Raw genomic sequence first — 14,283 nt, 5'->3', positions numbered from 1 at the left:
CTAATACACAAAATTAAAGTGCAAATGTAATTTGCTTTCGTATGCACCATAGATAAGGGCGGCAAATGGCTTTTCAAGGGAAAGATTGAAAAAAAATGAAAAAAGATTGTCGGGAAATGCGACTAAATTGCACCTAGGTGCATTTCAACCTCACTCTCGAAGTTATCTTTCATCCTCAAGAGCGAGGCACGAACGAGTTGGGGATCTCAAACAGCAATATAGATAATTTTTAGAGATTCCCTACTCGCTCATTCTTCGCTCTATGGAATGACCTATAAGTCGTTTAAAACAAAAAGCGAACCCTTGGGCTCGCTTTTAGCTTTGGATAGTTTGAAGATTAAGCTTCTACTGGTTTCGCTTCTACTTCCACTTCTTCTTTACCAATTTCGCCTTCCGTTTTCGCAACGATAGTGTTAACCGCAGTATCACCAACAACGTTGGAAGAAGTACAGAACATGTCACAAATACGGTCAACAGCCGCCACAATCGCTAGACCTTCTGGTGGCAAGCCTAGTTGGTGCAATAGAACCCCGACCATAACAACACCACCGCCAGGAACACCACCAGCACCGATAGACAGTAACAAGATAGTTAGACCTAGAGTGAAGATGTCAGCAGTATTGATTGGCTGACCAAAGGCGTTAGCTACGAACATCGTTGCTAATGCGATATAGATAGAGACACCAGACATGTTCATGGTTGCACCAAGTGGCACCCCGAAACCTGCCACTGACTTCGATACGTTCAATTTGTCAGTTAACGTACGCATGGTTACTGGAATGGTCGCATTCGAACTTGCCGTCGATAGTGAAAATAGAACCTGCTCACGAGTTGCACGTAAGAACTGCTTTGGAGAAATGCGAGTGAATGCCCCTACCATCATTGGGTAGAAGAAGAAAATCCAGAACACAAGCATAGTAACCACAAGCGCCACATAGCCAGCAACTGACATTAGCGTGTCTGCATCCAGTGTTGCACCCAGTTGAATCATCAGCGCGAATACACCGTAAGGTGCAAGGCTCATTACCAAACCGATAAGCTTCATCATGATTTCATTAGCCATCTTAAAGGTCTTAATCGCTGGGCCACCACGAGAATCAAGCGCTTGAATCGCAAGACCGGTCAAAATTGCCATAAAGATGATTTGCAGCATGTCACCGCTGGCGAACGCTTCTACAGGGTTACTAGGAACGATATTCACAACCAGAGAGAAGATATCCGGTGTTTCTGTTGTGGTCAGCGCAACGGTTTCAGAAACCGTGCCCGCCAGATTCGCACCCGCACCCGGTTGAAAAATGAGACCAATCGTTAGCGCGGCTGAAATCGCAATGATGGTATTAATAATGTAAAGACCAAAGGTTTTACCACCAAGACGACCAAATGAACGAATATCTTTGAGCTCAACGATACCGCAAACAATAGATACGTATACCAGAGGTACGACGAGCAGCTTAATCAGTGATACGAACATACCACCAGCCCCTTCAGCAGTGCCGAGTAAGTAGGTATCAAAAATAGCAATGCCGCTGAATAGGTACTGAATAGCAGTACCAATAAGTAGGCCGGTAAACAAGCCTACAAAAATCTTACTTGAGAGCGATTTGTCCATCGTTCTTCTCCAGTCTGTTGTGTTTAAAATTTGTACTTTTATAGTTATATGTGCGACTAAGATCGCCATACCGCAGTGAATCTTACATACAAAGGTAACAATTAAAAGCACTTATTTACAAAAACACTACAACCGCAACACTAAAACACATTGCCATTAACAACCAATTTCATAATATAAAGCTCCAAATTATTGATCTGGATAAAATAAAAATAATGACATTCTCAATGCGATTTTGATGCTTATTTATATAGACTCTCAAGCTATAGGCACAAAAAAAGAGAGGCCGATGCCTCTCTTTTTATTTTACGTAAACCCGTGATTTATTTTGTCGTAGCAACTTACTCAGTCAATGCGCCAATCAATCACTTGGCAACGTAATACGTAATTATTTAGCAACCATAACCATTGCAGGACGAACGACACGACCATTTAGCTCGTAGCCTTTTTGCATCACGAACATCACCGTGTTTGATTCGTGATCAGGGCTTTCTTGAATCGACATTGCTTGGTGGAATTCAGGGTTGAACGCCTCACCTTCAGGATTGATCTCTTTAAGACCAAACTTAGCAACCGTGTCTACGAACGTTTTATGCGTAAGTTCAACACCTTCGTATAATGGCTTAACCACTTCATTCTCAGCGTCTGCTGCTTGCATAGCGCGCTCAAGGTTATCGATAACAGGAAGCAGGCCTTCAGCAAACTTGTTCAAAGCGAATTTACGCGCTTTGTCAATTTCTTGCTCGCTGCGACGACGCATATTTTCAACTTCAGCTTTTGCGCGAAGAACAGAATCTTGTTGTTCTTTCACTTTAGATTCGCTAGAAAGCAATGCTGCTTCTAGTTGAGCAATTTTTGCTTCTTGCTCATCAACAGACTCTTCATTCAGTTCAGCTTCTTCAACTTTCTCTGCTTCTGCAATGATTTGATCTAGCTCTGCTTCAGTGACTTTGTTTTCTTCGTTGCTCATGATCTCTCCAGAATTCGTTTTCAATGCCAGTGACAGGTGTGTTTACACCCCAAATTGATATAAAACACTCGCATAGACGTTCAACTTGCCTTTATTATGGGGATGAAGAATTTTGATTCAAGCCTAATTCGTTTGGAAACGTTATGAAAAAGCCATTTGAAGTCATCGCTATTATTGGTAAACCTCGAGATCAGCAAGCAATTCAGACTCACCGAGAGCTTTATCAGTGGTTAAGTTCCGAGGGTTATCAAGTATTTGTGGACGACCGGCTCTCCGCTATTTTGAATGATATCCCACAAGAACATTTTTCCAGCCTAGTTGAATTAGGTAAACGGGCTGATCTCGCGATTGTGGTGGGTGGCGATGGAAATATGCTCGGTGCCGCGAGAATCTTGTCACGTTTCGATATTTCAGTGATTGGTGTTAACCGAGGCAACCTTGGCTTTCTAACTGACCTAAATCCTGAAAACTTCCAGCGCGCGCTAACCGACGTGCTTAAGGGAGAATTCGTCGAAGAAGAGCGATTCCTACTCGAAACAGAGATACATCGTCACGGCCAAATAAAAAGCCATAATGCGGCTCTCAATGAAGCCGTGCTCCACCCTGGTCAAGTCGCGCGCATGATCGAGTTTGAAGTGTATATCGATGACAGCTTCGCCTTCTCACAACGGTCAGATGGCCTGATCGTATCAACCCCAACAGGTTCAACCGCCTATTCACTTTCTGGCGGCGGCCCTATTCTGTCATCAAGCCTGAATGCTATCTCTTTAGTGCCAATGTTCCCGCACACCCTTTCAAGCCGACCACTTGTGGTGGATGGCAAGCGTCACATCAAGCTAATTGTATCGCCGGACAACCGCGGAACTCAGGAAGTCAGTTGTGATGGTCAAATTTCATTGCCAGTTTCTCCCGGCGATGAGATTCACATCTACCAAAGCCCAAATGTACTCAAACTGATCCACCCTAAAGACTACAGCTACTATCACGTCTTACGTAACAAACTCGGTTGGTCGAGTAAGCTGTTTTAAGCTCCGAATAACAAATGACAGAACAAGATAGATTGTTCTGTCATTCCTGAGAGGGAGGCACGACCGAGTCAGGAATCTCTCAAAAGTGATCGTATAAATCACTCCAGCTACGATTCGTTTCCGCAATTAAATTCTCTTTCCATTCTCGCTTCCACTTTTTCAGTTGCTTCTCTCTTTTGATGGCGTCTGTGATATCGAGATAAAGCTCAAAGTAGACCAAACGGTCAATGTTATACCGCTTACTAAATCCATCGACACTGCCATTTTTGTGCTGCCATATTCGCGCTTTTAAATTACTCGTCACGCCAATATATAAGCAGCTCCCCGACGGGTTAGCCAGTATGTATATCGCTGGTTGTTTCACATCCATTCCTTCCATCTCAACATAGGCAATACCAATGATAGATGGGTGTCTGACGAATAAGTTTGAAAAAAGAACTAAGATGCCAAGCCTTTGGAGATTCCCTACTCACTCCTTCGTCACTCTATGGAATGACACTTCTAGCTCACCGCCACTACAGCAAAACAAACAACGTCATCCTCAAGAGGGAGGTACGACCGAGTTGCGGATCTCTCAAAACGAGTCGAAAACAGATTCCCTACTCACTCCTTCGTCGCTCTATGGAATGACACTTCTAGCTCACCGCCACTACCCCCAAACAAACAACGTCATCCTCAAGAGGGAGGCACGACCGAGTTGGGGATCTCTCAAAACGAGTCGAAAACAGATTCCCTACTCTCTCCTTCGTCGCTCTATGGAATGACACTTCTAGCTCACCGCCACGACACCATGACAAACAACGACATTCCTGAGAGGGAGGTACGACCGAGTTGCGGATCTCTCGAAGCGAGTCGAAAACAGATTCCCGACTCACTCCCTCGTCGCTCTATGGAGTGACACTTCTAACTCACCGCCACTACAGCAAAACAAACAACGTCATCCTCAAGAGGGAAGAACAACAGAGTTGGAGAGCTCTCAAAGCGAGGCGAAAACAGATTCCCGACTCACTCCTTCGTCACTCTATGGAATGACACTTCTGACTCACCGCCACTACAGCAAAACAAACAACGTCATCCTCAAGAGGGAAGAACAACAGAGTTGGAGAGCTCTCAAAGCGAGGCGAAAACAGATTCCCGACTCACTCCTTCGTCACTCTATGGAATGACACTTCTGACTCACCGCCACTACAGCAAAACAAACAACGTCATCCTCAAGAGGGAGGCACGACCGAGTTGGGGATCTCTCGAAGCGAGTCGAAAACGATAACCGATTCCCGATCTCTTTCCTTTGTAGCTCTATGGAATGACACTCAGAAACCCACTCCTCGTCCCGTAAGGTTTAGATCCTCTTCACAAAAATTTTTACCTGTCGACTTTACTGTATAAAGAAACAGTATATACTGAACTTATATACAGTATTGTTCAGTTATACAGGTAAATAAAAATGCTGGCTCATTTAAGTGTTAATAATTTCGCTATTGTTAAGTCTTTACAGCTAGAACTCTCTAAAGGCATGACAACAATCACCGGTGAAACGGGGGCGGGTAAATCTATCGCTATCGATGCATTAGGTTTATGTCTTGGAGGAAGATCCGATGCAGGAATGGTTCGACAAGGTGAACAAAAAACCGAAGTCAGTGCCGCTTTTTTACTTGAGAACAATCTGCATGCTACCCGCTGGTTAGAGGATAATGAACTGCTGGATGGCGGTGAATGCATATTACGCAGAACCATCTCTAAAGAAGGTCGTTCTCGCGCATTCATCAACGGCAGTCCTGTCCCTCTTTCACAATTGAAGTCTCTGGGTCAGCTGTTGATCAACATTCATGGTCAACACGCGCACCATCAATTAATGAAAAGTGATTATCAAATGGCGATGCTTGACCAATACGCAGGCCACTTGAACCTATTAAAATCGACTCGTCATGCCTACCAAGCATGGCGACAAGCGGATAACCACTTAAAAGAGTTACGTGAAAATAGCCAGCAAAACCAAGCTCAAAAACAACTACTTGAGTACCAAATCAAAGAGTTAAATGAGCTATCTATTGGGGAGGAAGAATATGAAGACCTCGAACAAGAGCATAAGCGCCTCTCCAATAGCGGAGAGCTGGCCACAACCTGCCAACAAGCTATCGAGCTTATTTATGAAGGTGAAGAAGTTAATGCGCTTGGTATTTTGCAATCGGCCAATAACGCCTTAATTCAGTTAGCAGATCTTGATGAAAGACTGGCTGAACTGCCAAATCTGCTCTCTGAAGCCATCATTCAGATTGAAGAAACCAATAACGAATTAAGATCTTACCTAGACAGCATCGATGTCGATCCTGGCCGTATGGCTTACGTTGAAGAGCGCTTTTCAAAAGTGATGTCAATGTCTCGCAAGCATCATGTGTTGCCAGAAGAGTTATATAAGCACCATCAAGACTTATTGCAACAAGTTGAAGCACTGGATTGCTCAGATGAAAAGCTAGAAGAATTAGCCAACGATGTTGAGCACCAATACCAATCGTTCGTTGCTAAATCAGAGAAACTGCACAAGTCTCGCGTTCGTTACGCCAAAGAGCTCAACAAACTGATCACACAAAGCATGCACGAACTCAGCATGGAAAAAGCGCAGTTTGCAATAGAAGTGAACAACACCAACACCCACCCATCGCCATTGGGTATGGATAACGTGACCTTCATTGTTTCGACCAACCCAGGCCAACCAATGCAGCCCATTGCTAAAGTAGCTTCTGGTGGTGAGTTATCACGAATCTCACTGGCGATTCAGGTGATCACGGCACAAAAAGTCGATACACCAAGCCTGATTTTCGATGAAGTCGATGTGGGTATCAGCGGGCCAACCGCTGCGGTTGTTGGGAAAATGCTGCGCACACTGGGTGAATCGACCCAAGTGATGTGTGTGACCCACCTACCTCAAGTGGCCGGTTGTGGGCATCAACAACTGTTCGTTGCTAAGAACACGAAATCAGGCAAAACAGAGACCCAAATGCACACCTTGGATGAGCAACAACGCATTTCAGAACTTGCTCGTCTGCTTGGTGGCAGCCAGATCACTGAGTCGACACTCGCCAATGCAAAAGAATTACTTATCGCCGCTTAGGTTACATCTTCAGCAACTTTCTGATAATTTACCGAAAAATATTGGCAATTTTGCAACTTAATTCAAAATTGCCAGTCATAACAAGCTCAAAGGGCAAGGAGCTTTTTACTTCTTGCTGGAGCTTGTTTATTATCAGGCTGTATTTTAGCGAAGAAAGATCTCAGACTATGCGAATTAAAAAGTGGTTAGTTGCAGTTCCACTTGCACTAACAATGTTGACCGGTTGCTCTGTACTAGAGAAGTTGGTTTATCGAATTGACATCAATCAGGGTAACTACGTTGAACAAGAAGCGGTCGATCAGCTCAAGTTTGGCATGACAAAAACCCAAGTTCGTTACGTTATGGGCTCACCTATGCTTATCGAAAATGGCTACCCAGATACGTGGTACTACATTTATCACCACACCAAAGGCCATGAAGACCCTATTCAGAAAAACCTCGTCGTTAAGTTTAGTGCTGCGGGTACCTTAGTCACGATCAATGGCGATTTTAAAGCCAGTGATGAGTTCTTCGAAAGCCTTCGCTAGCTTGAGTAAACAAAGCCCTCAAGCAAGAATCGCAAAAGCCTGTTCACATTGAACAGGCTTTTTCATATCAGCATACACGTTAATCTTTATCGCCTAAGCACAAAAAAGCTCGCCGATGTCGCGAGCTCTCTTGTTACTCAAATTTGTTTGGTATCACGATTTAGCTGCGGCCGCTTTGGCTTGTTCAGCCCGCTTACGGCGAATCTCTTTAGGATCAGCCAATAGTGCGCGATAAATTTCGATACGATCTTTATCACGAACCGTCGCATCTAGCTTAACATTGCGGCTAAATACGCCAACCTTGTTTTTCGTTAAGTCGATCTCTGGGTACAACTCTAAGACACCAGACTGCGCAATAATCTCTTCAACGGTTGCGTTCTTGTTCACCACTAAGGTAAATACACGCTGCTCATGGGGAAGCGCAAACACCACCTCTACGTGGATCATATCCGATTCAATCGTCATGGTTTAATAAACCTGTTTTGCTCGTTGAGTAAAAGCACTGACCATATTGCTTGTCAGCTCATTAAAAATCTTACCAAATGCCATTTCAATCATGCGGCTAGAAAATTCAAACTCCAACTTAAGTTCAACCTTACACGCTTGCTCGTCGAGTGGAGTAAAATACCACCCCCCCTGCAACTTTTTAAACGGGCCGTCCACCAGCTCCATTAAAATCTCGGCGCCATCCGCCATGCGATTCGACGTGGTGAATGTTTTGCTGATCCCCGCTTTAGAGACATCAACCGAAGCCACCATCGCGGAATCTGAAGATTCGATCACACGAGAACCAGAACACCCTGGCAAAAACTCAGGATAACGAGCAACATCATTGACCAAGCTGAACATCTGGTCGGCACTAAAAGACACTAATGCTGAACGAGTAACCTTTGGCATATAGACTCCTGTTAAAGACAGCGTTACATTAACACAAACTGCAATTTTAATTGTATTGGGCTAGAGCGCAAATAAAAAGGATTCCCCAATTAGGGTGCAATCCGTATAATGGGGCCATTATGGCAAAGAATAAATCAAAATCAAAAGCCGGTAGCAATACCATTGCGCTTAATAAGAAAGCTCGCCACGAATATTTCATCGATGATGAGATAGAAGCGGGGCTTGAGCTACAAGGCTGGGAAGTCAAATCCCTACGTGAAGGCAAAACCAACATCGCAGAAAGCTACGTCTACATCCGAGATGGTGAAGCTTTCATTAGTGGTATGACGATCACTCCGCTGACTCAAGCGAGTACTCATATCGTGGCGAACCCAACACGTATCCGTAAATTACTGATGTCGAGAAAAGAACTCGATAACCTGATCGGTCGTATTAACCGTGAAGGCATGACACTTGTCGCAACCGCACTATACTGGTCTCGCTCTTGGGCTAAGATTAAAGTTGGCGTAGCGAAAGGTAAAAAGCTGCACGATAAACGTACTGATATGAAAGAAAAAGATTGGGCGAGAGATAAAGCACGAATTATGAAGAGTAATTTGCGCTAATTTTAAGCACTTAAACGCACAGAGCTAGACAGGTAATGCTTTTCTGGTACTATGCAAATAACACTTGGGGCTGATTTAGGATTCGACAGGAATTTTGAAGTCTGAGGTGCATGCCGTGGGGCGGTTGGCCACGTTAAAAGCCGCAAAAAAATAGTCGCAAACGACGAAAACTACGCACTAGCAGCTTAATAACCTGCTCAGAGCTCTCTTACCCTAGCTTCCGCTCGTAAGACGGGGACCAATAAGAGATCAAACCCAAACTAGCTAGCGCGGATTCTCCCACCTGAGAGGAAAAGCGCGAATTATAATTCAGGTTAGCCTTTAACTAGCGTGTCGGTTCGCAGGTTGCTGGTGAAATTAAAGATCGACTAAGCATGTAGTACCAATGATGAATGATTTTTGGACGCGGGTTCAACTCCCGCCAGCTCCACCAACTCAGTATCTAAAGACGTCCTAGGACGTCTTTTTTTGTGCCTGTAACCCTTTATGATCAATACCTTAGCGTCCATTAGTGTTTTTTAACGCCCAGTAACTTATTCGTTATCGTTTACCCAATACGTTACCCAATGTAAAATAACCCAAAATATTGGGTAACTATACGAGGGTAAAAATGGCTAAGACCACAGGTAGAATAACGGATACCAAGCTAAAGAACGCAAAACCACAGGAGGGGGAATACACGATTTCTGTGGGTGACGGTTTACAACTGCGTGTATTGCCGAACGGAACTAAATCATGGCGCACTACTTATACAAGTCCAGAAACTGGTAAGCGTGCCAAGCTGAGTTTAGGCACTTACCCTTCCCTGAGTTTCTCCAAAGCAAAACAGCTCAACTTCGAGCATAGACAACTATTAGCTGAAGGTATTGACCCCCGAACTAAAAAAGCTCAAGAAAAAGAACAGCAAAAAGCACTCACCGAGCATACCTTTATCAATATTGCTTCCGAATGGTTTAAGCTCAAGAAAACCCAAGTTACTCAGAATTACGCTGATGACATTTGGCGTTCTCTGGAAAGAAATATCTTCCCTACCCTTGCCCAAACACCAATCAGCCAGATCACAGCCCCTATGGTGATAGAATTGCTACGTCCGATAGAGGCAAAAGGCAGCTTAGAAACAATTAAGCGATTAAGCCAGCGTATGAATGAGATTATGGGCTACGCCGTTAACGCAGGCATTATTCATGCGAACCCTCTAACCAATATCAAAGCCGTTTTTCAAAGACCTGAAAAGAAACATATGAAGGCGATTACCCCTCAAGAGCTTCCTGAACTAATGCAAGCCATTGCTAACGCCAATATCAAGAAAACGACCCGTTGTCTCTTAGAATGGCAACTACACACGATTACACGCCCTGCTGAAGCAAGTAACGCTCGTTGGGATGAACTAGATCTAGAAAATGAGGTGTGGATTATTCCGGCTGAACGAATGAAAAAACGAAAAGAACATCGAGTTCCTTTAACTCCCCAAATGCTTGATATACTTGAGGTCATTAAGCCGATTAGTGGGCATAGAGAGTTTATATTTCCTTCAGACAAAGATCCGAAAAAACCATGTAACAGCCAAACGGCAAATGCCGCCCTAAAGCGTATGGGCTATGGTGGCCGCCTTGTATCCCATGGGATGCGCTCAATAGCTAGTACGACACTAAATGAGCAAGGTTTTGATTATGATGTGATTGAGACTTGTCTTGCTCATGTTGATAAAAACCAAGTTCGTAGCGCCTATAATCGTACCGACTACCTAGAGCGTCGCCGTAAAGTAATGTGCTGGTGGAGTGAGCATATAGAGAAAGCTAGTCGAGGGAGCTATAGTGTGACAGGGACAGTAAATATTAAGTTAGTTGTTTAATCTAAAATTGGAATGAAAGCCAATGTTTAGGCTTTCATTTTCCCTAATTAACATCTTTGGTTATTTCAATTTTTTGTACATTATAGAGAGTATTTCCCTTAGCAGGGTTCATGAACATATTCGGCTCTTGGGATAAAACGATAAATCTTTTTAGTTTCACGTCGATCCTTTAGTCAATGAAATGAAGCTTGATATAGTCGCAGTCGAAAAAGCTGTCAGGCATCAATTACCTGGTATGTTGCGAGTCTACAATCACTACGACTACTTTGATGAGCAATTGCTTGTAATGCAGGTGTGGGGAAGAAAGTTACAAGCTCTTGCTCCTAAGAAGAAAGAGACGATATCGCCGACAAAAGCAACTTTTTTGCGTCGACACTTTGGTATATAACCTGCTACTTTTGCTATTTGTAGCAGGAATAGCAGTCTTATAGGGGAGAATGGTTTGCCATTTACTCACATTTCAAAATTAGGTAGTACACTAGATACCATCCTTCAACGATCCATCAAGTCAGGCATACCACTTTATTACCGTCCACCTGAACAGTCCTATCTCTGGTTTGGTGTTGGTAGTGATGGCGATGAATGGAATAAAAAACCATACGAAGCCATTTGTTTACTGAATTCATATAGACACCCCTTGAATTATAACTTATCGGAAATTATTGGTAACAATGCCACTCAAGGTTTTTTGGTTGAATTAAGTCTGCAATTACCTGATGTACACAATATTATAAATTTTGGAAAATGCCAGATTAAAGAATCACCGCTGGTTTTTTTATTTGATGAGCATGGCGAAAAAGAATTTGATGCATTTTCCCATATAGAGGAATTAATAAATAATAAGATAGGGATAAGCTGTTTTTCTGAAAGAGAAAAATGGCGCAGGATACTGGGAACCACTTTTAGTCTTAAGTTTTTTGGTAAGTATTATATATCGCAACAAGGAGAAAAAGTATTTTCTGAAGTGAGTAATATCTCATTCTTGAATATGAAAATGGATGATATCTTTTGTGATAAAAAACATGAAGATGCTTTGAAGGATAGCATTTCGCTATCCTCCCTTCCTTCAGTTGAAGATATAGATGATTATAAAGATTCACTTTATAAAGTAGGTGTGAGTTATAGAAATGAGGATTATAAAATATTGTGCTCTCTGGCAGCTTTTGCTCATTTTATCTATGAAAAAAATCCTTTGTTGGGCACTAAAGAATCAAGCGAAAAGGCAAAGTTAATAGATAAATACGTACTGAAAAATGAGGAAAAGCTTAAAGCTAGCAGAAAGGCGCAGGCTTATGAACGGTTTATCAATCCAAAGGTGAGAGTGACGATAAGTGAGAGCGTAGATAGTAACGATAAACCGGAAGAACCTTTTTTAGAACCACCAATCTTACCGCATTTGATCAATTTAAGTTTAAATAACAAACTAGATAATGTCGTTTTTTCGAATAACGAGTACAAAAGCTATTGTATGGCACTTTTCAATAGACGAAACTGAATGGTCAGCTGCAATAACACCATTCTAGATCGGAATTGTTCATTGATTTCTAGAAGATTGAAACCACCGACTTTAGTCGGTGGTTTCAACTATGGTACTTTCGGCTTTACAGCCCCTGTACTAGCAGCAATTCCTCACCTTATGGCTTTGACATTGGCAATGTGCTGCACGTTCGTGAGAACGATAATCAACCGATAGAACTAGCCCCCTGTCAATAGCCTTTCCTAATTCCAAACTCCCATGCGCCGTTTTATAGCTTAGTTGTGATGGGCTTCAAAAAAACAGTTCTTAATGCCACTTTGGAGTTTATGGAGTTTCCTAAGTACGATGATTCGATTTTTGCTTTGATTTAAAGTGTACTCTCTGGTTACAAATAGGAGGAACATAAATGAATAGCAATGACACACACATCTATCGTATTCATGACCTAATAAAAATCACGGGGCTTTCTAGATCGTCTATTTACGACAAGCTCAATCACAACTCACCCAGATACGATTCAACTTTTCCTAACCCCGTAGCTCTTGGTTCGCGAGCTGTCGGTTGGTTGTCGTCCGAAATCCATGCGTGGATATACTCTAGAACTAGAGCGCGTCAGTCTGATGATGAGGGGGGCATTCAATGAGCAATGTGCTTCCTATAGGCCTTCAGGGCACAGCTTGGTTTCCTTACCAATCCGTACCGCCCTACTTCAGAAACGATTCTACTATTTTTAGAGCCTTAGACAATCTTGAGCAGATGACTCAAACGCCACGCGCAATGAATTTGTCGGCAGCTCTAGCCGCGTCCTCAACCTCCCTTCAGGGATTAGTGGATGTGGAGAATCCATTAACAGGCAAAGCAGGTCCAATTTCTTTGAACATATTGACTGTTGCTGGTTCTGGCGAGCGAAAATCGAGTCTTGAATCGAAAGTAATTAAAGGACTCAAGAGGTTCATGCTTGATGATACTAAGCGCTTAAAGCGAGCCTTAGTTAGGCATGCCCTAATCATAAGTGAATATCGAGAGGTAGAGAAGTATTTAATGCAAGAAATGCTTGATGCTTCTAATGAAGAGAAAGACATTGCCATTGAAAGGCTTGTCGATCATCAATTGAACGAGCCGCAAGCGCCTAAGCCGAGAGTTATCCGGTTTGAAGACGTCACGCCGCAAGCTTTGCAGGCTGAGCTACAAGGTGTGGGGGCTAATGCAATACTTAGCAGCAGCGAAGGGGCCAAGATCCTAAATTCTCTACTCATGAGAAACACTAGCTTTTTGAACGATCTTTGGTCAGGCGAAGACACCAGAGTAAGCAGAAAATCAAGCAATGATATCATCATTGAAGATGCTCGCTTGACCGTAGCGATCATGACTCAAGTAAGTACCGTGAAAAAGTTTATCACAAAATCTACAGATGATGTACGTGATAATGGCTTCTTCGCTCGTTTCTTACTCTGCTATCCGCCTTCAAACTGTGGCAACCGTCAATCGTACGGCATAAAGATTCCAACGGAAGCAATCGATGAATTCAATGAACGAGTCTATTCATTACTTCAGCTATTGCCACTAGAAATCGACGAGCGCAAACGAAGAGTCGTTAAATTCTGCTATGACGCTAAAAAGGTCCTTACGGAAATTTCAAATGAAATTGAAACGAGCATGAAGCCAGGTGGACGATTTGAGTTTGCTAAAGACCATGCTTCTAAGCTTGTTGAAAACACAGTTCGTGTTGCTGCAATATTGCATTGTTTTGAAGTCTACTCAGAGGATGAAACTCTCTCAGAGATACCGCTCTCGACGCTCTGGGATGCCATCAACATTGTGGCCTATTATTCGTCAGAGTTTATGGGGCTATTTTGTTCACCACCAAGTCCCCCACAGTATGTACTTGATGCGGAGGTATTAGCGAATTGGTTAGCACAAAGAGCAAATGCAGGGACTCGGTACATCAAGAATAACTATATTCTCCAGTATGGTCCCAATTGTTTGCGAAAGAGTAAAGCTCTAAAGGCAGCATTAGACTATTTGGGGCCCGACCCTCGGTTCTCACAGTTGCTAGTAGGCCAAACGAAGGTCATTGATCTATTTCCTGCGCATCCACAAGACTTACCTAAACAGCAAGTAGATTTATCAACGGTTTCGATTCCACCCTTGCCTATGTCTCATTACTAAACATTTAGGCATGGTTGAGAGTCAATGTATCGGGCGCTTA

Annotated in this window: 13 protein-coding genes, 1 other RNA gene and 1 pseudogene; 10 read left to right on the top strand and 5 right to left on the bottom strand. The window is 43.1% G+C overall.

Annotation, left to right across the window (positions count from 1 at the left end; all coding sequences use genetic code 11):
• Window positions 1–337 precede the first annotated feature (337 nt).
• Together OCU36_RS03340 and grpE are read right to left on the bottom strand one after the other, a co-directional pair.
• Window positions 338–1,609, bottom strand: a complete 1,272-nt coding sequence (locus OCU36_RS03340) for a dicarboxylate/amino acid:cation symporter (protein ID WP_261839035.1) — start codon at window positions 1,607–1,609, stop codon at window positions 338–340.
• A gap of 388 nt (window positions 1,610–1,997) precedes the next feature.
• Window positions 1,998–2,579 carry a nucleotide exchange factor GrpE gene (grpE, locus tag OCU36_RS03335; protein ID WP_261839034.1) on the bottom strand — a complete coding sequence of 194 codons (582 nt, stop codon included), beginning with the start codon at window positions 2,577–2,579 and terminating at the stop codon, window positions 1,998–2,000.
• Window positions 2,580–2,722: 143 nt separating this feature from the next.
• Here grpE and nadK point away from each other — a divergent pair, with 143 nt between their 5' ends.
• Entirely contained in the window at window positions 2,723–3,607 is an 885-nt protein-coding gene (gene nadK / locus OCU36_RS03330) for an NAD(+) kinase (protein WP_261839033.1), read from the top strand.
• A 79-nt stretch (window positions 3,608–3,686) separates the two neighbouring features.
• Here the strand turns inward: nadK and OCU36_RS03325 are convergent, their stop codons facing one another.
• Complete coding sequence (locus OCU36_RS03325) at window positions 3,687–3,977, bottom strand: GIY-YIG nuclease family protein (protein ID WP_261839032.1); 291 nt, start codon at window positions 3,975–3,977, stop codon at window positions 3,687–3,689.
• Between the two features lie 1,074 nt (window positions 3,978–5,051).
• Here OCU36_RS03325 and recN point away from each other — a divergent pair.
• Window positions 5,052–6,716 (top strand): DNA repair protein RecN, encoded by a 1,665-nt coding sequence (gene recN, locus OCU36_RS03320; protein ID WP_261839031.1) that lies wholly within the window; start codon window positions 5,052–5,054, stop codon window positions 6,714–6,716.
• Window positions 6,717–6,883: 167 nt separating this feature from the next.
• Window positions 6,884–7,243: an outer membrane protein assembly factor BamE gene (gene bamE / locus OCU36_RS03315; RefSeq protein ID WP_261839030.1), complete on the top strand. Its 360-nt coding sequence runs from the start codon at window positions 6,884–6,886 to the stop codon at window positions 7,241–7,243.
• Between the two features lie 153 nt (window positions 7,244–7,396).
• On the opposite strand, the gene OCU36_RS03310 is transcribed toward bamE, so the two are convergent.
• Window positions 7,397–7,708 carry an RnfH family protein gene (locus OCU36_RS03310; protein WP_102312307.1) on the bottom strand — a complete coding sequence of 104 codons (312 nt, stop codon included), beginning with the start codon at window positions 7,706–7,708 and terminating at the stop codon, window positions 7,397–7,399.
• A gap of 3 nt (window positions 7,709–7,711) precedes the next feature.
• Window positions 7,712–8,140 (bottom strand): SRPBCC family protein, encoded by a 429-nt coding sequence (locus tag OCU36_RS03305; RefSeq protein ID WP_017062793.1) that lies wholly within the window; start codon window positions 8,138–8,140, stop codon window positions 7,712–7,714.
• Between the two features lie 119 nt (window positions 8,141–8,259).
• Here OCU36_RS03305 and smpB point away from each other — a divergent pair, with 119 nt between their 5' ends.
• The 7 genes and pseudogenes from smpB to OCU36_RS03270 all read left to right on the top strand — a co-directional run bounded on the left by smpB (window position 8,260) and on the right by OCU36_RS03270 (window position 14,243).
• Window positions 8,260–8,745 carry an SsrA-binding protein SmpB gene (gene smpB / locus OCU36_RS03300; RefSeq protein ID WP_004735156.1) on the top strand — a complete coding sequence of 162 codons (486 nt, stop codon included), beginning with the start codon at window positions 8,260–8,262 and terminating at the stop codon, window positions 8,743–8,745.
• Window positions 8,746–8,811: 66 nt separating this feature from the next.
• Window positions 8,812–9,178, top strand: a transfer-messenger RNA (tmRNA) gene (gene ssrA / locus OCU36_RS03295).
• A gap of 177 nt (window positions 9,179–9,355) precedes the next feature.
• The gene (locus tag OCU36_RS03290; RefSeq protein WP_261839029.1) at window positions 9,356–10,597 is read left to right on the top strand and encodes an integrase domain-containing protein; all 1,242 of its coding nucleotides are present in this window, start codon (window positions 9,356–9,358) and stop codon (window positions 10,595–10,597) included.
• Between the two features lie 175 nt (window positions 10,598–10,772).
• Window positions 10,773–10,985: pseudogene (locus OCU36_RS03285) on the top strand (hypothetical protein); the annotation flags it as partial.
• A 54-nt stretch (window positions 10,986–11,039) separates the two neighbouring features.
• On the top strand, window positions 11,040–12,092 hold the full coding sequence (locus OCU36_RS03280; protein WP_261839028.1) for a hypothetical protein: 1,053 nt from the start codon (window positions 11,040–11,042) through the stop codon (window positions 12,090–12,092).
• A gap of 388 nt (window positions 12,093–12,480) precedes the next feature.
• Window positions 12,481–12,717, top strand: coding sequence for a helix-turn-helix transcriptional regulator (locus tag OCU36_RS03275; RefSeq protein WP_261839027.1), 237 nt, complete (start codon window positions 12,481–12,483; stop codon window positions 12,715–12,717).
• Window positions 12,714–14,243: a YfjI family protein gene (locus tag OCU36_RS03270; protein ID WP_261839026.1), complete on the top strand. Its 1,530-nt coding sequence runs from the start codon at window positions 12,714–12,716 to the stop codon at window positions 14,241–14,243. The genes OCU36_RS03275 and OCU36_RS03270 overlap by 4 nt, the downstream gene beginning before the upstream one ends.
• The last annotated feature ends 40 nt before the right edge of the window (window positions 14,244–14,283 follow it).

Source organism: Vibrio artabrorum, assembly GCF_024347295.1.
Taxonomy (GTDB): Bacteria; Pseudomonadota; Gammaproteobacteria; order Enterobacterales; family Vibrionaceae; genus Vibrio; species Vibrio artabrorum.
This window is presented reverse-complemented; position numbering and strand designations above follow the sequence as displayed.

What these genes read in the sequence shown, in the direction of transcription:
- OCU36_RS03340 (WP_261839035.1), bottom strand. Translation starts at nt 1,609, where the DNA reads ATGGACAAATCGCTCTCAAGTAAGATTTTTGTAGGCTTGTTTACCGGC.
- grpE (WP_261839034.1), bottom strand. Translation starts at nt 2,579, where the DNA reads ATGAGCAACGAAGAAAACAAAGTCACTGAAGCAGAGCTAGATCAAATC.
- nadK (WP_261839033.1), top strand. Translation starts at nt 2,723, where the DNA reads ATGAAAAAGCCATTTGAAGTCATCGCTATTATTGGTAAACCTCGAGAT.
- OCU36_RS03325 (WP_261839032.1), bottom strand. Translation starts at nt 3,977, where the DNA reads ATGGATGTGAAACAACCAGCGATATACATACTGGCTAACCCGTCGGGG.
- recN (WP_261839031.1), top strand. Translation starts at nt 5,052, where the DNA reads ATGCTGGCTCATTTAAGTGTTAATAATTTCGCTATTGTTAAGTCTTTA.
- bamE (WP_261839030.1), top strand. Translation starts at nt 6,884, where the DNA reads ATGCGAATTAAAAAGTGGTTAGTTGCAGTTCCACTTGCACTAACAATG.
- OCU36_RS03310 (WP_102312307.1), bottom strand. Translation starts at nt 7,708, where the DNA reads ATGACGATTGAATCGGATATGATCCACGTAGAGGTGGTGTTTGCGCTT.
- OCU36_RS03305 (WP_017062793.1), bottom strand. Translation starts at nt 8,140, where the DNA reads ATGCCAAAGGTTACTCGTTCAGCATTAGTGTCTTTTAGTGCCGACCAG.
- smpB (WP_004735156.1), top strand. Translation starts at nt 8,260, where the DNA reads ATGGCAAAGAATAAATCAAAATCAAAAGCCGGTAGCAATACCATTGCG.
- OCU36_RS03290 (WP_261839029.1), top strand. Translation starts at nt 9,356, where the DNA reads ATGGCTAAGACCACAGGTAGAATAACGGATACCAAGCTAAAGAACGCA.
- OCU36_RS03275 (WP_261839027.1), top strand. Translation starts at nt 12,481, where the DNA reads ATGAATAGCAATGACACACACATCTATCGTATTCATGACCTAATAAAA.
- OCU36_RS03270 (WP_261839026.1), top strand. Translation starts at nt 12,714, where the DNA reads ATGAGCAATGTGCTTCCTATAGGCCTTCAGGGCACAGCTTGGTTTCCT.